The organism is Flammeovirga sp. AWQ4_249 (assembly GCF_056161045.1).
This window is the reverse complement of the sequence record NZ_JBSWYJ010000006.1, coordinates 59,193-81,206: the sequence shown is the minus strand read 5'-3', so window position 1 is coordinate 81,206 and position 22,014 is coordinate 59,193. Positions and strand designations below refer to the sequence as shown.

General features: G+C 31.8%; 16 protein-coding genes. 12 read left to right on the top strand and 4 right to left on the bottom strand.

The window, feature by feature from the left end:
- Positions 1-175 precede the first annotated feature (175 nt).
- Together ACXAHM_RS07060 and ACXAHM_RS07055 are read right to left on the bottom strand one after the other, a co-directional pair.
- On the bottom strand, positions 176-1,414 hold the full coding sequence (locus tag ACXAHM_RS07060) for a hypothetical protein (protein WP_474959711.1): 1,239 nt from the start codon (positions 1,412-1,414) through the stop codon (positions 176-178).
- Positions 1,398-3,770 (bottom strand): DUF2339 domain-containing protein, encoded by a 2,373-nt coding sequence (locus ACXAHM_RS07055; protein WP_474959710.1) that lies wholly within the window; start codon positions 3,768-3,770, stop codon positions 1,398-1,400. Before ACXAHM_RS07055 ends, ACXAHM_RS07060 begins: the two co-directional genes overlap by 17 nt.
- Positions 3,771-4,289: 519 nt before the next feature.
- Between ACXAHM_RS07055 and ACXAHM_RS07050 the strand changes: the two genes are divergently transcribed.
- The 6 genes from ACXAHM_RS07050 (at position 4,290) to ACXAHM_RS07025 (ending at position 12,248) form a co-directional block, all read left to right on the top strand.
- Positions 4,290-4,856: a hypothetical protein gene (locus tag ACXAHM_RS07050; RefSeq protein ID WP_474959709.1), complete on the top strand. Its 567-nt coding sequence runs from the start codon at positions 4,290-4,292 to the stop codon at positions 4,854-4,856.
- Positions 4,857-5,135: 279 nt separating this feature from the next.
- Positions 5,136-5,780 carry a DUF7847 domain-containing protein gene (locus tag ACXAHM_RS07045; RefSeq protein WP_474959708.1) on the top strand — a complete coding sequence of 215 codons (645 nt, stop codon included), beginning with the start codon at positions 5,136-5,138 and terminating at the stop codon, positions 5,778-5,780.
- A gap of 383 nt (positions 5,781-6,163) precedes the next feature.
- Entirely contained in the window at positions 6,164-6,760 is a 597-nt protein-coding gene (locus ACXAHM_RS07040) for a hypothetical protein (protein ID WP_474959707.1), read from the top strand.
- A gap of 257 nt (positions 6,761-7,017) precedes the next feature.
- Positions 7,018-7,548 carry a GNAT family N-acetyltransferase gene (locus tag ACXAHM_RS07035; protein WP_474959706.1) on the top strand — a complete coding sequence of 177 codons (531 nt, stop codon included), beginning with the start codon at positions 7,018-7,020 and terminating at the stop codon, positions 7,546-7,548.
- A 13-nt stretch (positions 7,549-7,561) separates the two neighbouring features.
- Positions 7,562-8,098, top strand: coding sequence for a GNAT family N-acetyltransferase (locus tag ACXAHM_RS07030; protein WP_474959705.1), 537 nt, complete (start codon positions 7,562-7,564; stop codon positions 8,096-8,098).
- Between the two features lie 169 nt (positions 8,099-8,267).
- Positions 8,268-12,248: a hybrid sensor histidine kinase/response regulator transcription factor gene (locus tag ACXAHM_RS07025; RefSeq protein WP_474959704.1), complete on the top strand. Its 3,981-nt coding sequence runs from the start codon at positions 8,268-8,270 to the stop codon at positions 12,246-12,248.
- Between the two features lie 37 nt (positions 12,249-12,285).
- On the opposite strand, the gene ACXAHM_RS07020 is transcribed toward ACXAHM_RS07025, so the two are convergent.
- Positions 12,286-13,215, bottom strand: a complete 930-nt coding sequence (locus ACXAHM_RS07020) for a bestrophin family protein (protein ID WP_474959703.1) — start codon at positions 13,213-13,215, stop codon at positions 12,286-12,288.
- A gap of 157 nt (positions 13,216-13,372) precedes the next feature.
- Between ACXAHM_RS07020 and ACXAHM_RS07015 the strand changes: the two genes are divergently transcribed.
- The 4 genes from ACXAHM_RS07015 (at position 13,373) to ACXAHM_RS07000 (ending at position 18,988) form a co-directional block, all read left to right on the top strand.
- Positions 13,373-16,516: a ligand-binding sensor domain-containing protein gene (locus ACXAHM_RS07015; protein WP_474959702.1), complete on the top strand. Its 3,144-nt coding sequence runs from the start codon at positions 13,373-13,375 to the stop codon at positions 16,514-16,516.
- Between the two features lie 14 nt (positions 16,517-16,530).
- Positions 16,531-17,640 carry an aldose epimerase family protein gene (locus ACXAHM_RS07010; protein WP_474959701.1) on the top strand — a complete coding sequence of 370 codons (1,110 nt, stop codon included), beginning with the start codon at positions 16,531-16,533 and terminating at the stop codon, positions 17,638-17,640.
- A 110-nt stretch (positions 17,641-17,750) separates the two neighbouring features.
- Positions 17,751-18,251: a DinB family protein gene (locus ACXAHM_RS07005; protein ID WP_474959700.1), complete on the top strand. Its 501-nt coding sequence runs from the start codon at positions 17,751-17,753 to the stop codon at positions 18,249-18,251.
- Positions 18,252-18,256: 5 nt separating this feature from the next.
- Positions 18,257-18,988, top strand: a complete 732-nt coding sequence (locus tag ACXAHM_RS07000) for a phytanoyl-CoA dioxygenase family protein (RefSeq protein ID WP_474959699.1) — start codon at positions 18,257-18,259, stop codon at positions 18,986-18,988.
- Positions 18,989-18,992: 4 nt separating this feature from the next.
- On the opposite strand, the gene ACXAHM_RS06995 is transcribed toward ACXAHM_RS07000, so the two are convergent.
- Complete coding sequence (locus ACXAHM_RS06995) at positions 18,993-19,451, bottom strand: RNA methyltransferase (RefSeq protein ID WP_474959698.1); 459 nt, start codon at positions 19,449-19,451, stop codon at positions 18,993-18,995.
- Positions 19,452-19,824: 373 nt separating this feature from the next.
- Here ACXAHM_RS06995 and ACXAHM_RS06990 point away from each other — a divergent pair, with 373 nt between their 5' ends.
- Together ACXAHM_RS06990 and ACXAHM_RS06985 are read left to right on the top strand one after the other, a co-directional pair.
- Positions 19,825-21,345 carry an aldehyde dehydrogenase family protein gene (locus ACXAHM_RS06990; protein WP_474959697.1) on the top strand — a complete coding sequence of 507 codons (1,521 nt, stop codon included), beginning with the start codon at positions 19,825-19,827 and terminating at the stop codon, positions 21,343-21,345.
- 1 nt (position 21,346) lies between these two features.
- The gene (locus ACXAHM_RS06985) at positions 21,347-21,682 is read left to right on the top strand and encodes a DUF779 domain-containing protein (RefSeq protein ID WP_474959696.1); all 336 of its coding nucleotides are present in this window, start codon (positions 21,347-21,349) and stop codon (positions 21,680-21,682) included.
- Positions 21,683-22,014 lie beyond the last annotated feature (332 nt).

The following is a 22,014-nucleotide window of genomic DNA, read 5'->3' as shown; positions in this document are numbered from 1 at the left end:
ATAGTGTAGCTAATATAAATGTGTTCGTATAATACAAGATAATATTCTGTATAAAAATAGACCTTTTTTAGGTCATCAAAACATTGAATAAAACAATATTAAATTGATTAAGTAAAAAAATCACCTTCCAATGAAGTCTAAAAGGTGATTTTTAAATAAAATGCATTTTTTGATGTTATGCTTTGTCTTTTTCATAAAGCATTTTCATTGAAAACAAGCCAAGTAGAACAATAATAAGTAACATTAATGTCCAGATCCAATATTCACTTTCAAAGAGTGGATCTTTTTCTACTTCTTGTGAATCTAAAACTACTTTTTCTTCTTTGCCTAACGTAGAAGTTATAAGGCTATCAGGGATATTGTCTTTAAAATAATCAATATCATACCTTGGTTTCATCACGCTTTTATTTCCATAATAAAGATAATAATCTGCTTTTACGGTTGTCCTCCACCAAATTTCATTAATTACTTTTTTCACTTCAATACTTTCTACTTCTAATGCTGGGTTATTTCCATTAAAAATAGTAATCCTAAGCTTTTGAGCAGAAATCGGAAAACACTCAAAACGATTCTTTTTAGTAGAGTTAAGAATACCTCTTGTGAGTGTTTTGTACTGATGTCTCCATCCTTTTTCTGTTTTAATACTATCCACTAAATAGTCAATCTTGATGTGCCTGAAGTAATCAAAATCTTTAGTGATAGAGAGTTCAATAGAATTTATTCTTTTTACAGTCCCTAAATCAAGGTAGATTAGGTCATTCTCGTTCTTTCGCTCTTTCGTAAAGTTCTTTTTTTCATAAATATCAGAAGTGAAAGAGCCTTTAATACATTGACTTTCTAAAATACTTACTTTTAGTAATTTTGGATCACTTTTACTTTTAACGAATATCCGATAATACTCATAATCAGACTTTGGGAAATTAAGGTCAGTATAAGTATAGTCTGTGTCTTTATTTTTAATGGAAAGCACACGATAGTCTTCCATGATAGTAAACCAATGCTTTTGGTCATGACTTCCTTCAAGATTAATATACCACTCAAAATTATCCTTTTCAAAGTCAAGTATGATTTTATTGATCAAGTTTTTTGATCTGGTTTTTAGTGTATAATAGTAGCCTTCTTTTGTAGAGGCAGTATTGATAATTTGAAATGGTATATGTTGAATTACCTTTTGGTCTTCTTTCGATTCAAGCAGAAAGGATGCCTCAACGGTATCCTTTGCTGCTGTAAATCCATAAATCCTTACATCACCTAAATTTTGATTTAACTTAGCATAAATAGCTTCTGGAAGCACGATTTTTTGCCATGTTGAATCTGACGCTGAAAGAGATCTTCTATATTTAAGTGAATTAATCTGACCATAAGAAGACGATATACTGACTAGAATCAGTAAGAAACTAAGCCATTTGTTCATGGTCTTCATTATCTATTTTATTTTTAAATTTGTTATACAAAAATGATATAATCAATAGTAAAATACCTAGAGCGACAAATACGATTGTTTTTGAAATAGTATCTAAAGAAGTTAAGTCATAGAAAAACAACTTCAATAATGTGATACCAAACAGTACAAAAGCACTAACTCGTAGATGTTTTTTATTTTTACTAATTCCAATGATAACTGATAGTAAAGCCATAACTCCCCAAAGAATACTTAATCCTAATTTAAACGAGGCAGTTGGGTTATAAATCGTCATCCAATTGATATATTCATTACTGACTAATGTAAGGATTACAAGACTTGAAAAAATGTCCACAATATGAGGAGCTTTTCCTTTATATACTTTTTGTAAAGCCCATAAACTTATACCAATTAATAGTATACCTATGTATCGGATACCAATATGAAAGTAAGATAATGTATAATATTCCGCATTGAAATTTACTAAATAATTATCTCTAAGTGAGCCTAAGTTCTCTAAACCAAGTGTTGTAAATATACCCATTGACACAACAAGGAAGAGCGTTAGTAGTATTGAAACACTTTCATTTTTTATTTTATTCTGATTGATTAAAATAGCAATTGTACCAAAAGTAAGGCTATAAAATATCAACCATAATTGCTTAAATAATAGAATATCAACATTGTGTAGTGATACACCATCTAGCAAGCTAATTTTGGATAAATCATATAATTTCTCAAAATGATAATTGATCTCAAGATAGATAGAGAGATATGCAAATACAGTTAGAATTAACGGAATAGCGAAATGCATTATCGAAGAAAAAACATTTTTATTTTCTTCGTCTTGCAGTGTATTTGGATGCTTTACTTTGAGGTAATTGATAAACCCAAATGTTGTAATAAAAAGAACAGAGATAAGGAATTGAGTATTCCATAAAAATGTAATATTCGAATGTTCAGAGATCCATAACATATCACCATAGGTTTCTAAGTAATTAATACTTAAAATAGATGAGGATAATAACATTAATGGATACGATAATCTTTCATAAAAATAGATGCCTTTTGTTCTACCCACCCAGAATAATGCTGCTGCTTGTCCTGCCCATAAAATAGCAGTTACCTTTGCTTCAAATTGAACTGGAATAGCAATAGAAATAAATATCAATACTAAACCAATCGCCAATCTAAAGATATTTTGATCGACTTTTTTATTACGATACAATATAAAGCCAACAACAAAATGAATGATAGCATTTATTAGTGTATATAATCCTAAGAATTGATCTCCATAGGGTAGTTGATCTAACAAACCAAAACCTAATCCATAGAAAATAAAAGCATTGGCAAACATCAATGCAATATCTGTTTTTGCAAATTCCTTTTGATTGGCAAATTTGTAATAAAGAATAGCTGCATAGAAGGTCCCAAAAAAGAAAATGAGGAATGAAACGCCTACCCACACTATTTGATTATCATATTTTGAGGCAAACCAAGTAAAAAAGATGGCCCAAGTTAAAATAAATGATGCTTTTAAAAGGAGTTTCCAATATTTCTTAAAAGAAACGGCTAACATTCCAATGTTGATTAGAGCAATATAAGAAAGGAAAACAACATGATTGCCAGATTTACCTCCAACTAAAAATGGAACTGCATATGCACCAACTAAACCAAATAATGCAATTACTTGTCGATCATATTGAATGGCTGTAAATACTGTGAAAATGGTAAAACAAACCATAAGTGCAAAAGCTATTGCTTGAGGATATAATCCATATAAATTAAATCCTAAATAGGTCACAATATACAATGTAGCTATGGCGCCACTGACCAATACAGCACTATAGTTTAAATACTTTTTCTTTAACTGAAACCCTTTAACGAGAAGAGCTACCCCAGCAATATATCCCATTACAATTCTCGTTAATGGACTTATTAAATTGTTTTCGATGGAATATTTTGCACCAATACTAATCCCGATTACCAAGATGATAATTCCTATTTTACTTATTAGGTTTTCACCTATAAACTTCTCAAAGTTTGTTGGACCTGATGGGATAGGTTTACTTGTCTTCTGGATTTTTGGTGATGAAACTTGCGTTTCCTTTTGTTCTTTACGAATTAAATCAGAAGGTTTTGTAGATGAATATTCTTTTTGGGGTAAATCTACGGTTACATTTTTAAAAGGTTCTGATGTAGGAGTTTCAGTAGTTCGTTTTGTAATAGTATTTTTTCCTATATCAAATTTTAATTGACTTAACTCAGATTTCAAGAGATTAATATCTCTAGTAAATTCTTGGTGTTTGCTGATCAATAAACTAAGCCTACTGTCAAGTTCTAAGATCTTGTCATTATCATTAGTCATTGTACTTTATTTTAGTGAAAAAAGACACAATAGTTTGTCGTGAATGTCTTTTTGAAATTATTTTCAATAAGTGAATAGTTAATCACTTATTGTGCTATAGATACGGTTATCCATTTATTAGGTTTTATTAATTAATATTTTTTAAGGTTTATAATTAAAATATGCCTTTTCCTTAAATACAGTTTGTAGTATTGTAATCTATTTTCCTCCTTCTTATTTTTGAGTACTAATTTTTTAAGCAAACCATAATAATAATTAATGAAACACCCAACATTTGATTTTTATCAAAAAAGAAGTTTAGGCCAAAAGGTAGATTTTACTTTTTCATTTTGGGTAAAAAACTTTCGCACGATTTTCAAGTCTCTAGCTATTTCTGTTTTTCCCTTTTTTTTAATTTGCGGCACTACATTAACAATTCCATCCATTGAAATGCGAATTACTGGATCAGAGAGCCCAGATAGTTTTTTGTTTTTTTTCCTCTTTATCATATTTAGTATTTGTTGGACATCAGGGTATTTTATGTTGCATGCTTCGGCTATCAGCATTGTTAAAGTATATCTTGATGATCAATTAGATTTTAATGCGATCAATATTTGGAAGCAAACATTTTCAAGTTTTAGAAAAGTAGCGTTACTAGATATTATTAATAGTATTGGTATGGTTTTAGGATTCGCCTTTTTTATTATTCCAGGCTTCTATTTATTCAGTACTCTTGCACTTTCCACAGAATCACTTATTCATGAGAAATTGTCATCAGGTCAGTCTTTAGTTAAAAGTAGGTTGTTAATTGAAAATAAGTGGTGGAATACCGTTAGTTTTATTTTAACAATGATTGGTATGATGATAGGGATAGGTTTAAGTACATTTTTTATTCTTGCATTAGTCGTTGGTTTTATTCAATTGATAGGTTTTGATGTCAATGATGGCAATTCTTTTTTATTAGGTATGAGTATGATGTCAATATTAGGTATTGTAGTGTTCATATTGTATCATATTTATCTTATAGGAATGAATGTTCAATACTTCTCGTTACGTGAAGAGAAAGAAGCGATTGCAATTTTGAAAGATTTAGAAACAATATCATAATAGTCAGTAAATAGTATATAGTATAATTAAACTCATCGTTCTAAAAAATATTTTTTTATTAAATTATGTTGTATAATAAAGTATTTCATAATGTTTTGTGAAATACATTTTTTAAAGTAAAACTATTGACAAATGAAAGAGCAAACTTTTGATTTTTACTAAGTACGATCTCTTGGTAAAAAGATTGAATTCACCTTCTCGTTTTGGGCTAAAAATTAAAAAACATTTGTCCCTGTAATTGCATCTACATTTATACCACTATTGATTTTGGGTATGTGTATGATTGCTTATCCTTATTCAACCCTTTTTATGAATGGAGGGCTAGAGAATCCAGAGGCAATGATTAATACATTTGGTTCACCATTAAACCTTACATTGATTTTTATTGGATATTTAATAGTGATAACTGCTTATTTCTTTATGAATTCGGTAGCAAACAGTATGATCAAAGTATACTTAGATGAGGCTTTAAAATTTACTAGTGCGAATATTAGAAAAGAAAGTATCTCTAACTTGGGTAGAGTTTTCTTATCCTCTTTAGCAGTTGGTCTTTTATCAGGTTTTGCTTACATGTTTTTTATGATTCCTGGTATCTATCTTTTTATTGCTTTTACTTTAGTAACCCCAGCTTTAATAATTGAAGATTTATCTATTTCTGAGGCGTTATCTAGAAGTAGACAACTAATTGTGGATAACTGGTGGAAGACATTTGGGTATTTAATCGTACTTGGTTTGGTTATTTCTACTTTTACCTTTGCAATCTATTTTGTTGTAAATATTATCTCATTAGCTATAGTATTTATAGGAGGTATTGATCTTTCTTACCAACAAGTGGAGGTTCTATTTTATACTTCTCTATTTTGGGTGTGTTTGGATTTATCTCAATGTTGGCCGCACCATTTTTCTACATCCTATCTTATTTAGGTATCGCTGTACATTACTTCTCGATTCGTGAAGCAAAAGAAGCCAATACAATCTTGAACGATCTTAAAATGATGTCGTAAATTATTGTAATAATATAGATGAAGCCTCCTTTCTTAGTATAATGAAAGGAGGCTTTTTTGTTATATACGTAGTATTTGTTTTAGATTAAATTGATCGTCGCAATCATCTAAATCTATTGTTTTTATTTTATTATTTCTCACAAGATATAAAGTGTAATCAGTTGTAGAACAAGAATTAATATTCTCCTCACGAAGTGCTAGTTTATATTAAGCCATATAAAAATAGTTAAAAGATGACTAATATTTAATGTATTACCTTCAATTTTTCTGTATATTCAAGTATCATTTTATAATAAAATTTATATGCAAACTACTTTTAGAATCGACTTCCCTTTCAAATCATGGAAAAAACTTTTTAATAACTTTAGTGATGAAAGCTGTACATACGATTTTATTCAATACAGAATATCAAGACTAGATTGCCGTTATGGTTTTGAGGTTATCTACAAAGAAACAAAATATCGTATCGTAGCATTGGACCTAAAATACCATAAGTCTTATGATGGATATGAAGGGTCAGGTGCTACAAAAGAACAAAAATTTGAAGTTTGGATAGAAATACCTGCTCCTCAAAAAACTTTCCAACTCAATAAGACCATAGGCATTAAACTTTTTATGGATAAAATCTTTCAAAGAAATATAGATTTAACACATTCTAAAGCCCCGCAGGGATATCAATTGAGTGGAAATAAAGATTTCGAGCAACTCATTCCCTCATTGGAATTTATCAAAAATTATTCAAATAAGTCTTTAGTTTTTAATGACTACGTAGACCCAAAAACTGTCAAGAATTATTTAGTTTTTTCAACAAGAGAATGGATAACAGATTATGATAAATTATTGAAGCTCTTATTTCATATGGATGTATTAATCAAGAGTTATCGAATGATAAAACAGTAACTGTATTCCTAACTATACTTTAATAAATATTATTTGAAATATGTCTTGAAAATTAAGAATTGATTACATAATTCATGTTAAAAGTCTTAGATTTTTAATTATCTAAAATATTTATAAAAATTGCTTTTAAATCAAGGTAAATCGGAAGAAGATTTTTATATTGTTCTAGAAAAGGTTTTGGGACTCTATCGAAATAAATTAAACACTACTATCAGAGCCTACTTAAAGGACTTCAAACACCAACAAAAATTATAACTATGGATATCCAAGTACGAGAAATGCAAGGAATTGATATCCGGTACATTGTGGACTACTGGACAAAATCTGATCGTAAACACCTTATTGCTATGGGTGTTGATCTTAAAAAAATACCTCTTGCAGATGATCTTAGCATTATGCTGAATTCTTTATTGACGACACCAAATGCAGAAAAGAGAAACTATGCATTAATTGTTGTTGTCGATAACCATGCAGTTGGACATGTCAATATTAATGAAATCGATTTTGGACATGTTGCCAAAATGCATTTACATATTTGGAATGCTGAAACTAGAAAACTTGGTATTGGTACAGAAATGATCAAATTGGCTATTCCTATTTTCTTCGAAAAATTTGAATTAGACCGATTACTCTGTGAACCTTATGCCTTAAATGAGGCGCCTAATAAAACACTAGAAAAAGTAGGATTCCAATTTGTAAAAAAATATACTACAACTCCTGGATCAATCACTTTTGAACAAGAAGTAAATCAATGGGAGTTTACACTAGAAACATTAGCTCAACTTTAATACCACCGATTCAATGGCCAATTTTTTTATTGAAACCGAAAGACTAATTCTAAGAGACCTTCGAATGACTGATGTAGAAGGAATGTTTGCTTTAGATTCCAATCCAAATGTTGTGAAATTTATCGGTATCCCACCTGTGACAGATATAAAGCAATCGGAAGGGTACATCAATAATATCTTAGAACAATATGCTAAAAATGGTATCGGTAGATGGGCTTGTATTCTTAAAGAAACGAATGAATTTATTGGTTGGGCAGGGCTAAAAATTGAAACAGTTTTAAGTGAAAATGGACCCTATTTTGACCTTGGATATCGGCTAAGAGAAGAGTTTTGGGGAAATGGATATGCAACAGAAGCAGCTAAGGCTTCTTTAAAGTATGCATTTGAAAATTTAAAATGGGAAACTGTAGAAGCGTGTGCTGATTTTGGAAATGAGAATTCAAATCACGTACTCAAAAAAGTAGGAATGAAACATGTCCGTGATGGAGAATATGAAGGTATGCCATTGCATTGGTATAAAATCACTTTAGAAGAGTGGGAAAGACTTTAAATGATTAATATCGAAGGTGAAAACGAGATTTTGTATTCCTATTTAAAGTTGGTATATTAATTTTTAAAGAATAATTATATTCGACTTTAATTCACAATATGGACGTTTAAAAGGTGTCCTTAGTACTTACTTTTACAAGAAAACTACAGATTATCGTTTTTACCAGTGTATGAAAAAATTACTATTACTAGCATTTTATCTACTTCATTGCTCTATTCAAACTTTTGCTCAAAACAAAAGTAGTGGATTACAGTTTAAACATTTTGGCACCAAAGAAGGATTGTCCCAAACAGCCGTGAGTGAAATCATCATGGATTCAGATGGATTTATGTGGTTTTGTACTTGGAAAGGTTTATTCCGTTATGATGGCTATGCCATGAAACCCTATTTCCTAGAGGTAAAAGATAACAGAGGTATTCGATCTGATTATATCAATACCATCATGGAAGACGAACTTCAACAACTTTGGGTGGGTACAATGGATGGTCTTTATCTTTACAATAGAGAAAAAGGATTTTTCGAATATATTCAGTTATTACAAAATGAAGAATGTAAGGTAATTGAAGTATCGAAATCTTCAAACAATAATCTTTGGTTGTCAACACGAAAAGGATTATTTCTCTTTAATCCTCAAACTAAAAAGATCCTTAAAAAATACCATGATGGTGAAATTACTCAAGTTCTTGAAACTGATACTCATATTTTTGTTGGTACTAAAGAAGGACTTAAAATCTTAACCAAAGAAGGTGAAAATAGTACCAACTATTTCAAACAATTGCCAGAGGATTTGGCCTTTGGGACAATTATCGATTTACATAAAGATAATAATGGAATGATTTGGATATCGTCCTGGAAGCTATATTCATTTCATCCTAAGGATAAAACTATCCAAACACATCAATTAGAAGTGTGGGATTTTTATGAAGAAAATGAGGAATTATGGATGGCTACTACTACTGGTATTCATGTGTATGATTTTGAAACACAACTTCTGTATAAAAAAGAGAATGTAAACAGTGAAGGAAAAGAAATTGCAGATGATTTTTTCACCTATTTGTATAAAGATTTTCAAGGGAATTTATGGGTAGGAAGTTTTCGAAAAGGAGTCTATTTTTATAATGTTTATAATTCTAAATTCAAACTTATTTCAAGTGATCAAGGAGGGTTAGAAGTGTTGAGGCACAATAGTGTGATGGATATTCATCAAGAAGAGAATAAATTATGGATAGCTACAGATGGAGGTGGTATTTCGTTATTGGATATTGAGAAGAATGAGATGATTGAAACACCCTATCTTGATCGTTTTAAAGAACAAGCGATCTTATCGATCCGACATGATAAGAAAGGTAACGAATGGCTGACTACTTGGGGAAATGGAATTTATAAAATCGATCCACTAACCAAAGATATAACAACCATCCAGAGACAAAAAGGGGAACATTTTACTTTACCCGAAAATAATATTTGGTTGACTTTCGAAGATAGTAACGGAGATTTATGGGTTTCAGTACATGAAAAAGGATTGTGTAAGATTAATCCTGAGACAGGTAAAGTACTTTCATTTTTTATACCTGAACATCAAAATACCCTTTTCCTAAGTACTTTTTATATGTTTGAAGATAGTCAAAGACGTTTGTATTTTTGTACTACCCAAGGATTGGTCGTACAAGATCTAAATACAGGAAAAATACAATATTACAATCAAGATATTGCTCAAGAACATCCCTTACCCGGGTATTCTGTCAATTGTGCTTATGAAGATAAAAAAGGTAGAATTTGGATTGGTACTAACAATGGATTGGCTTTATTTGATCCCATAGGGGGACATTTTTTTAAAAAGGGAGGTGACCTTGGGACATTGGGGCCAAGAGTACAAGCGATACAAGAAGATAAAGAAGGGAATCTTTGGTTGGCAGTGAATAATCAATTGGTGAAATATGCACTTACAAAAGATATCCTTTCTGTATTTACACCTGAAGATATGGCTTTCGATGGTGAGTTTAATATTGGCGCTTCTCATCAATTAGCGGATGGAAGAATTCTATTTGGAAGTACAAATGGAATCATACTATTCCATCCAGAAGCGTTAAAAACCAATAATTATTTGGCACCACTGAAGATTGTAAATTTAGAGTTATACAATAAAGAAGTGACACCCACTTCTGAAAACTCCCCTTTAGAAAAAGTGATTGATATAGCGGATCAACTAATATTAGATCATACTCAGGAAGTGTTTTCACTACGATTTAGTACTTTGAATTATGCTCAAAGCAACCAAAATAAATATATGTACATGTTGGAAGGATTTGATAAAACATGGCAAGATGTAGGAGATAAAAATTTCACAACGTATACAAATCTTAATCCCGGGAAATATACATTTAGAGTGAAGGGTTCCACTAATAATGGGCAGTGGCAAGAGGCTAGGCCATTAAAAATAGAACAGTTGCCTCCTCTTTGGTTGACTTGGTGGGCTAAATTGATTTATATAAGTCTGTTTTCTATGATGATCTTTTTGATCTATCGCTTCTTGATTTACAGAGAAAAATTAAGACAGCAAATTGAAATAGCTCAACTTAATAGACAAAAACAAAAGGATATTATTAAAATAAAAGAGCAATTTTTTACGAATATTTCTCATGAATTGAGAACACCTTTGACTTTAATTCTGACGCCACTTTCTACTTTATTAGCAAAAGAAAAAGGCGAAAAAGAAAGTAAAATGTTAGGTCTAATGCATAATAATGCTCACAGACTATTAAGGTTAATTAATCAATTAATGGATTTTCGAAAAGCAGAGAGTGGGCTTTTACAACTACATGTTCAAGAGGGAAATATTATGCAAAATATCCAAGAACTTGCTCACCTTTATACTTATAAAGCAGAGCAAGAGAAAATTGATTTCCAAATTGATCTTCAACTGGAAAATCTTTGGGTAAAATATGATAAAGACAAACTCGAAAAAATCATTCATAATGTTCTTTCAAATGCTTTCAAACACACCAAAGAAAAGGATGGTATTTATCTTCATGTATTTTTAGCTGAAAAAATGGAGAAGAATATCCTTTTACAAATCGAAGTGAAAGATACGGGTGTAGGCATAGCAGAAAAGGAGCAAAAAGAAATATTCAACCGTTATTATGTGGTAAAAGAAAACCCTGGAAAAGGGACTGGCATTGGTTTGACATTGACGAAAGACCTCGTTAACCTTCAGAACGGGAATATACATGTAGAGAGTGAAATAGGAAAAGGGGCCAATTTTATCATACAACTACCGTTGGAGATTTGCGAACCAAAATCACAACAAGAATCAGTATCCAATGAAGTTGTCATAGAAAGAACTTTAGATATTGTAGAAACCAATTCTCTGCCCCAAAATGCAGATAATACAACTATTTTGTTGATTGATGACAATGTGGAAATACTGAGTTATCTAACTTTAGAGTTAGAAGAAAAATACCATATTGTACAGGCAAAAGATGGGAAAGAAGGATTAGAAAAAGCGAAATCACTTCTTCCTGATTTGATTATTAGTGATGTTATGATGCCTAAATTAAATGGTTTAGAAGTATGTGAAGCTTTAAAAGGAAATATAGAAACGAGTCATATTCCTCTCTTACTTTTAACAGCAAAACATTCTGAAGATTATCAGTTGGAAGGTTATGCACAAGGGGCGGATGAGTATTTTACAAAACCATTTAATATCAAGATCTTACAATCAAGAATTACTTATCATTTAACATTAAGAAAAGAGCTGAGATCTAAATTTAAAACAGATGCGTTTTTACCTCCTAAGGAAATTGCACTATCCAATTCTGATCAAGATTTCCTCGATGAAGTATACAAAGTAGTCTTTCAACATTTAGAAAATACGGAATTTAATACAGGTGCTTTTTGTGAAAAAATGGGAATGAGTAAGACGTTACTTTACAATAAGTTGAAAGTATTGACAGGCTGTTCTATTGCCGAATTTATTAAGAGTGCTCGAATGACTACCGCAGCAAAATTATTAATGTCTGAGGATATACAAATCAAGGAAGTTGCCTTTAATTGTGGGTTCTTAAACCAACAACAATTCTACAATACATTTACAAAGTTTCATGGAGTATCTCCAACAAAATACAAAGAGCAACATTTGAAAATTGATTAAATAAAGCCCGATGAAATTACACTCATCGGGCTTTATTTTAAAATACTTTTTCGTACAATTCTCGTTTTGCATTCAATGCTTTCTCTTCACTTAATTCAAAGATTTCGAAAACGTTATTCTGTATCGTTTTTGCCATATCACCTGTTGGTAAATCATTACAATCTAATCCAAAAGGATCTTCGATTTCTTCTCCCATTAACTCGATGCCCACAAAAGCAAACATGACAAGCATCACAACAGGAATTGCAAAATATTCCATCTGAGGAGCAAGTGCAAAAGGCAATAATAAACCATACACCGAGATGAAAATTTTCATAAATACGGCATAAGAAAAAGGGATAGGTGTTTTCTTAATTCTTTCACAAGCTCCAATGATATCTAATAAAGATTTGTGCAAAGGCCCATAATTAATCAGATCCGCATCAGTAATTCTCCCGTTACGATGTTCTTTGATAATGGCAGCATAGATTTCTTGAGTGATAGCGTTGGGAACATGTGCCCTTTGACTGTATTTATTTTTATCCTCTTCTGAAAGATGGATGAGTTTCTCTAATTTAGTACCATTCCTTAGGTGTTCAGCCATGGCATGACAGAAATTACTGATTCTTACTCCTAAATAAAATCGTAAAGTTTCATCATCTTGAGGCAACATCGAATGAGCATATACGGCTAAATTTCGTGTATTATTTATCAAGGCTCCCCATTGTTTTCTACCTTCCCACCAACGATCATAAGCACTATTAGTACGGAATACCAATAAAATACTAAGAACAATACCTAGTAGAGAGAAAGCAGAACCAATAACACTTTGCTCTTTTTCTGGGAAAAATTTAAAATGTAACAGCCAAATGATAGTCGTGTATACGCCAAAAAATACGACAGTTCTCATGACTTTTACCATGGTCCAGCTTTTGGCTAAATGTGTAATATCGCCGAACCAATTGTCGTTGGATTTGTATATAATCATCTATTTTCTTCTAGATTGTTTGAGATGCTTGATAAGTATATTAAACTAATCTTTAATATATACATATATGTTCAAGGATTTAAATTTTTAGGATCTAAATTTGTATACATGATTAATGACAAAAATTGCACTTTGGAAATACTAAACTTTACAAACTTTGAAGCCTGTTACCTATTTAAAATCAGATAAAGAACTTTTGAAAAAAGCGAGAATTATAGAAGCAATATTACTTAGTTTAGCTATTTTAGATCAAATTTATACAATTTCTCAGCATTGGGATACCTTTTACTTTAAAGAAGAAGGTCCTTTACTTCTTATAAGTAATATTGTACTTATAGGTGTAGCGTTTTTAACTGATCGCTTTTTTTGTTCCTTGAATTCTAATAACAAAATACAAAATAAACTATCAAATAGTGAGGTTTATTCACTGTTAGAAGATAAAAATGGTTTTATTTGGATTGGTACATTAGATGGGCTTAATCGATTTGATGGCTATACAGTAAAACAATTTAATGTAGGTAATGGATCAGAAAATGCATTATCTAATAATACTATTTTTGCATTAAATGAAGATCATAAAGGTCGTATATGGATTGGAACCAATGATGGTTTAAATATATATGAACCTACTTTTGATCGCTTTACACATGTCTCTTTAAATAAGAACTTTTCATCAAATGAAAAGATTATCACTCTTGAAATTGTACAAGAGCATCTTTTTGTAGGTACAGGACAAGGATTCTATATTATAGATCTAAATCATGATGTAGAAAGCATCAAAAACAATAACATATATAGAGTCACTGAATTATATGCTACAACAACAATCAATTGCCTTAAGAAAGACCCAAACGATGATCATTTTCTTTGGGTAGCTTCCAATGTTGGAATGGCTAAGATTAGTTTTCAACCCGAAAATAAAAGAATTCAAACGGAATTTATTCCAAAATTATTGAAGTCACAATACATTGTAGATATTGATTTTGACAAGGACAATAACCTTTGGTACTCAACGAATAAAGGCTTGAATAAATACTCTATTCAAGCCAATAAAAAAGAACTAATCGCAAATTTACCGCTTATTACAGATCTTCTTGTTGATGAGAACGATGATATATGGGTTGCTTCAAAAGTGAAAGGACTTCATATATACAATAAAGAAAAACAAGAAATTGCAACGATTAAAAATACAACCTCTCCATTGATCAAAGCACTGTATTTAGGTCGTGATAAAACAATGTGGTTAGGCACAATTGGTGATGGTGTCAATTATCTTGACGTCAGTAATAATCCCTTCAAAAACTATGTGATTCCTAAATATGTTGATGATAAATTAATCTCTCATTTTGTAAGATCTGTTTATAAGGATGAAGAAACACAGAAAATTTATTTCGGTTTGCAAAATGGTGGAATCTCTGTTTTTGATATTCAAAAAAACACAACGACTAGAATTGGATTAAACAATTATATTGTCTTTGATATCAAAAAAATTAACGGTGAAATTTTAGTAACTGGTAGAGGAGGTTTATACAAGGTTGATGAAAAAAATAATAAGTTAATTAATGTAGTAAAAATCTTTGGCGCATGTACTTACTTAATTGAAGGAAAGGACAAAAACACGCTTTGGTTAACGTCAATTAGAGGCCTTTATCAACTCAAAAAACAAAAAGACAATACGTATAAAAAGACTGTCTATAGTCAAAACTCTGTTCCTAATTTATCAGGAAGAAATACCCGTATTGCTTATTATGATAGAGAATACAATGAAATTTGGGTAGGTTTTGAAGGCAATGGGATCAATATCCTATCATTAGATAGTGCTCAAAATGTAAAAAATGTGACAATCATTAATTCCAATGTAGGAAATAAAGATATCTCTAATGATTACGTTCGTTCGATTATTAAAAATAAAAATGGAGATTATCTAATTGGTACTTACAATGGATTGAACATAATGAAACGCACAGGTAATGGAAGATTTACCAATACAATCCTTCGAAAAGAACAAGGGTTGCTTTCCAATATGATTCAAAGTATACAAGAGGATTCAACTGGAACGGTATGGATTGGTACGAACGATGGACTGAGCAAATTAACCTTTCACGGATCTTCCTATGATATTGTCAATTATAATGAAAATAATGGTTTACCAAGCAGTGAGTTTTCTGAACACGCTGTTAGTACAACAACTAATGGTGAAATATTTTTCGGAACCAATAATTTATTCTTTTCTTTCAAACCTGAAGATGTTATTGTTAAGAAAAACGGTTCAACTGTTAGCATTGAAGACATAAAAGTATTAGGAGAGCGTGTAAATCCTAATCAAGATTTTAATGGAGAGGTAAAATTCACAAGTGCAATCCAAAACCTTGAACGCTTAAAACTAGCACCAAATGAAAATTCATTTTCTGTGGATTTTATGATTGAAGGTGTTTCTCGTTCGAGAAGGATATCCTATGCTTATAAATTAAAGGGATATGATGAAAAATGGCAGTACTTGAAGAACCGTAAACATCAAGTATCGTTTGCCAACTTATCCTATGGAGAATATACTTTACTTTACAAAGCCTCATCTGATGATGGTTTCTTTGATGATCAATACAAATCTTTAGTCATCATCATCGATAAGCCTTATTATTTAAAGTGGTATGCATTTGTCATTTATGCTGTCATTCTCTTAGGCGCTGTTTATATCGCTTATCTTTCAAAATTAAAGAAAGAAGTAGAACAAAACTTTAATGATCAAGCCAATTATCAAATTGAATCCAATTTAAAAGCTGTCATTGAGAAAGAAGAAAAGGTTGAAACTAGTGCAAATGAAACAATCTCTGCTAATGCATCTGTTGATGTTTTAGTTCCTGTTCAAGAAGAAGTCAATGTAGGGACAGAGTCTAAAACAGCGGTTGAAGAAAAGAAAGATGAAGTAGAGACAATTGAAGATAAACCTCGTCTTTCAATTCAGGATGAAAAATTCTTGAATAAACTGACACAAGCAATAGCAGATGGACTTTCTAATTCAGAATTTACAATTGAAGAATTGGAGAGAGAGATTGGAATGAGCCACTCTAATTTTTATCGTAAAGTAAAGAAAGTAACAGGTAGATCTGCAAAAGATATTTTACAGGAAGCACGATTAAAGAAAGCAGCTTACCTGATTTTACAAGGTGAATACCGTATCTCGGATGTAGCATATATTGTCGGTTTCAATAATCCGAAATATTTCAGTAAATGTTTCAAGGAATATTATGGAGAGACACCAAGTAATTACGAAAAATCAATGAACAATAAAACAAACATCTAACATATACTTTTACAATGTTTAAAATACATTATTTACTGCTATTATTTTTAGTAGCATGTAGTACTATGCCTTCACAAAAACAGGAAGAGGTAAAGGAAACGACCAATAATGAGCAGACAGTTATTACTTTACAAAATAAAAAAGGTAACAAAGCTGAAATTACAAACTTCGGTGCAAGATTAATGTCTTGGTATGTTCAAGATGACAAAGGTCAAGAAAGAAATATTGTGCTCGGTTTTGCTACAAAAGAAGCCTATGCTAAAGCGGATGCTCCCTTTTATGGAGCGATTGTAGGTCGATATGCAAATAGGATTGAAAACTTTACGCTCGATGGAAAAGACTATAAAGTAACAGATGGAGAATATTTATTGCATAGTGGAAAAACTGGTTTTCATTATCAAATGTGGAAAGTAGAAGAATATTCATCATCACATGTGATATTATCTTATTTGTCTAAAGATGGAGAAGCTGGTTTCCCTGGAAATCTGCAAGTGTATGTAACATATACCCTAACGGATGACAATGAGTTGAAAATAGTTTATGCGGCTACAACGGATAAGACCACTGTTTGTAATTTGACAAACCATGCTTTCTTCAACTTAAAAGGAGCAGGAAATGGTTCTGTTGAGGATCTTCAATTAAAAATCAATGCTGATGAATTTACGCCTCTGAAAGAAGGTGGATTACCAACTGGAGAAATTAGAGCAGTTGAAAATACCGCTTTAGATTTTAGAAAATTCAAAACGGTTGGAGCAGCTTTTAATGCAACATCAGATGAACAAATTAAAGTGGCCAAAGGTATTGATCACAATTTTGTAAATCCAAGCCCTTCAGAAACATTTATCACTGCTATTGATCCAGTTTCTCATCTGAAAATGGAAATGAAATCAACTTTGCCAGGAGCACAAGTTTTTACGGCTCATTTCCTTACAGGCAACGATATTGGAGTAGATGGGAAACCATTTAAAGCAAAAGAAGCCATTTGTTTTGAGGCTCAATTTTTTGCAAATGCACCCAAACATCCCAACTTCCCAAGTGTAGTGCTTAAACCGGGAGAAAAATACAAACATAGTACTTCCTATAAAGTGAGTGTTGACACAAGTCAGTTTCCATTAGGAAAATAAAAAATGAACTCCCATTAGTAAAAAAACTGATGGGAGTTTTGTTTTTACATGTATTTAAATAATAAATTTATCTTTATCCAAACATTATCTTATACTATAATTAAAATCCGATGGACACTCTTTATACGACATCTATAAATGAAAATACAACGCTGACAATAAGTAAATTAGATGAGATTTCCTCTGAACAATTCACTTGGAATAAAAATAATAGCTGGTCGGTGTTGCAAATTTTAGAACATATTTATTTAACAGACAAAGTTATCTTTCATATGATTTCTCAACCTTCTGAAAATATTTCAGACAATAAAGAAATTGTAGGAGAGAATAAATTGCAACATATTTTAGTTAATAAAAGAGCAACAAAAGTACAAGCCCCAGATGTCTTGTCACCTAAAAATCAATTTACGGATTATCAGTCTTTTAGAGATGAATTTTTAGCCCTTAGAAATGAAATAGTAGAAGCAATTTCATCTGAAAAACTGATTGTTGATAACCGAATTCATAAACATTTTATTTTGGGAGATATGACGATCCTAGATTGGCTTCATTTTATCATTCATCATACTGAACGCCATCTTATTCAAGTGGACGAAATTATTAATCAATAATTATCATGAACTTTTTAGAGCAAAGGCAAAATGTAGATGAGAAAGGTTTTGCTACGGTTGAACAACTCTATACGAAAGAAGAGGTTGATGCTATTATTCAGTGTATTGATAAAGCGGAGTCCAATGCTTCTTTTATGAAAACTAAAGATTTGTATGCGATCCGTCAATTATTGAAAAACATTCCTGCCTTATCTCCATTGATTTTTAATGAAAGATTACAAGAATTACTTTCTAGTTTATTTGAAGAAAATTACTTTTTAACGAAAGCCATTTATTTTGATAAACCTTCAGATTCTAATTGGTTTGTGGCTTATCATCAGGATATTAGTATTTCAGTTGCACAAAAAAATAAAGTAGAAGGGTATACGAATTGGACTTTTAAAAAAGGGCAATATGGTGTAATTCCTCCATCACACATTTTGGAAGGTACCAGAACGATCAGAATACATTTAGATGATACAGATAGTGGAAATGGTGCATTGAAAGTGATTCCAAAGTCACATTTAAATGGAATCATACGTATTGAGGATAAAAATTGGGATTGTAATGATCAGGTTGTCTGTCAGGTCAAAAAAGGAGGGGCAATGTTAATGACTCCACTTACGTTGCATGCATCAGATAGAACTACAAATGAGAAAAGGAGAAGAGTAATCCATTTAGAATTTAATCGACACCAATTAAAAGAACCTTTAGAATGGTTAGAATTTGAACCGATATATCCCCAAAAGAGATCTTAATCTACTAAGATCTCTTTTTGTTTAGCTGCCTGTCGTACATTACAATACTACCTGCCACAGCAACATTTAAGCTTCTTGGTGTTTTAAATTTTATCAAAAGGTGACTTTCTTGTGTTGCTTGTTTTGTCAAACCGTGATCCTCAGCGCCGAGTAAGTAAACACATCTTCTTGGGTGTTCAAAAAATTCTAGATCTTCCGCCTCATCGGCCAATTCAACACCAACAATACGTGTACCTACAGGGAGATTTTTCTGAAAATCTTCAAAAGAATCATAGTGATAATACGGTATTGCTTTGACGGCATTGTGTGTATCACTGCACTGTTTTTTATATCGATGACCAATGGTAAAGATAAAACTAGCACCAAAGTTTTGGGCTGAACGCCATAAAACACCTAAGTTCTCAGGAGTTTTACCATTTTGAATACCAATGCCAAAATATTCATTCTTAAAATTTGAATCCATGCTCGAAAGATACTGAGAAGACTTAGAATATTCCTTACCTGTTTCAAAATATTAATGTAATGCCAAAAAAGTATCTCATGTAAGGTAGAAAAGGATTATTTTGTGTTAAAATAATTTAAACGTTCATTATACGTTTATAAATTATCATCTTTTTCTTAAATTCAGAAAAATGTTACAAATGCCCGAAATAAATAGCCTGATATAAAAACTAATCATACTATAAACTATTGAAGTGAAATGAGATCTTAACCATAACAAATCACCTATTTAAATAAACACTTCTATCTACAACTTTAACCAAGTGAGTAACTCAGTTTTTAGTTTTACTATTGTATCAACGCTATTACTTTATATAACCTATAAATACAATTAAATGGAAACTTTACAACAACACGAAGTTCTGTTAGAGGAAATTAACATCCGAAAACAATACCAACATTTCATCGGAGGAGAATGGACTATCCCAACTAAATGTGAGTATTTCGAAAATGTCTCTCCAACCAATGGTCAAGTATTATCAGAAGCGGCAAGAGGAACAAAAGAAGATGTAGACAAGGCCTTAGATGCGGCCCATGCGGCATTTCCAATCTGGTCTAAAACATCTGCAGCAGAAAGGGCAAATGTCCTTTTAAAAATCGCGGATATCATGGAAGCCAATATGGAAAGATTGGCAAGAATCGAGACATTAGATAATGGTAAAGCGGTTCGAGAAACAATGGCTGCAGATTTACCTCTGTGTATTGATCATTTTAGATATTTCGCAGGATGTATTCGTGCAGATGAAAGTACAATGTCTGAACATGATGCTACAACAGTTTCATTAAATCTCCAAGAACCTCTAGGTGTTGTAGGTCAGATTATTCCTTGGAATTTCCCATTATTAATGGCGACTTGGAAAATTGCTCCAGCTTTGGCAGCAGGATGCTGTACCGTCGTAAAACCAGCGGAACAAACACCTACTTCTATTATGGTTTTAATGGAATTGATACAAGATGTAGTCCCAGCAGGGGTGATTAATGTAGTAACAGGGTTTGGTCCTGAAGCAGGAAAACCATTAGCAACATCCCCTAGAGTAGCAAAAGTAGCCTTTACGGGGGAAACAACTACGGGACGTTTAATCATGCAATATGCTTCTGAAAACTTGATTCCTGTGACGATGGAATTGGGTGGAAAGTCACCAAATATATTTATGCCAAGTGTGGCAGATAAAGACGATGAATTCTTTGATAAAGCCATAGAAGGAGCAGTAATGTTTGCTCTTAATCAAGGAGAAGTGTGTACTTGTCCATCAAGAATACTAGTACATGAAGATATCTATGATGTATTCATGGACAGAGTAGTAGAGCGAACAAAAGCCATCAAAATGGGAGATCCTTTGGACCCAAGTACGATGATGGGTGCACAGGCTTCAAAAGATCAACACGAAAAGATTTTGAACTATTTAGATATAGGAAAACAAGAAGGAGCAGAAGTACTTTGTGGTGGTGAAGCTGCACAAGTAGAAGGCCATGAAGAAGGGTATTATATCCAACCAACGATTTTCAAGGGGCATAACAAGATGCGTGTTTTCCAACAAGAAATATTTGGTCCAGTGACATCTGTGACTACTTTCAAAACGATGGAAGAGGCATTAGAAATAGCCAATGATACACTCTATGGATTAGGAGCTGGCGTTTGGACACGTGACACCCATGAAATGTATCAAATGCCAAGAGAAATTAAAGCAGGTAGAGTTTGGGTGAATTGTTATCATGCTTACCCAGCACATGCACCATTTGGAGGATATAAGAAATCTGGTTTTGGTCGAGAAACACATAAGATGATGCTTAATCATTATCGAAATACCAAAAACATGTTGATTTCTTACGACAAAAATAAACTAGGATTCTTCTAAAATGGAAGCAAAAGTTTTAATCACAAACGAAGCTTGTCAATTGATCGATAAGCTTCGTGAAGAACATGGAGAATTGATGTTTCACCAAAGTGGAGGTTGCTGTGACGGTTCCCAACCCATGTGTTTTCCAAAAGGAGAATTTAGAATTGGGGAAAGTGATGTACTGCTAGGTGAAATTCATGGCTGTGAATTTTATATGTCAGGTTTTCAATATGAGTATTGGAAACATACACAATTGACAGTAGGTATTACAGAAGGACGAGGCTCCAGCTTCTCATTAGAGATTCCTTTAGGCTATCGTTTTGTCATTAAATCAAAACTTTTAGAAACGATATAACTATATATTAGAATCATTTGACTTCAGGTGGCCCTAGGATTAATTTTCTAGGGCTTTTTTTGTTTCAATAAATAAATTCATGCATTGAAATAAGCCTTTCTTTTTAAAAAAAATAGATTTATAATTGAAAAACACCCCCTGTTGAGGCGCTCTTTATAGCGACTCACGAACCACAGATAAGTTTAATGAAAAGTGAATAATGAAAAATTAAAACTTCGATAACGTAGCCCCATGATTCAAATCATGGTCTTAAGTGTGGTCAATCTTCCAAAAAAGAGCATTAGAAAAATTGAAAGTAACCCCCTGTAGAGGCACGATTCATCGTGTCTCAC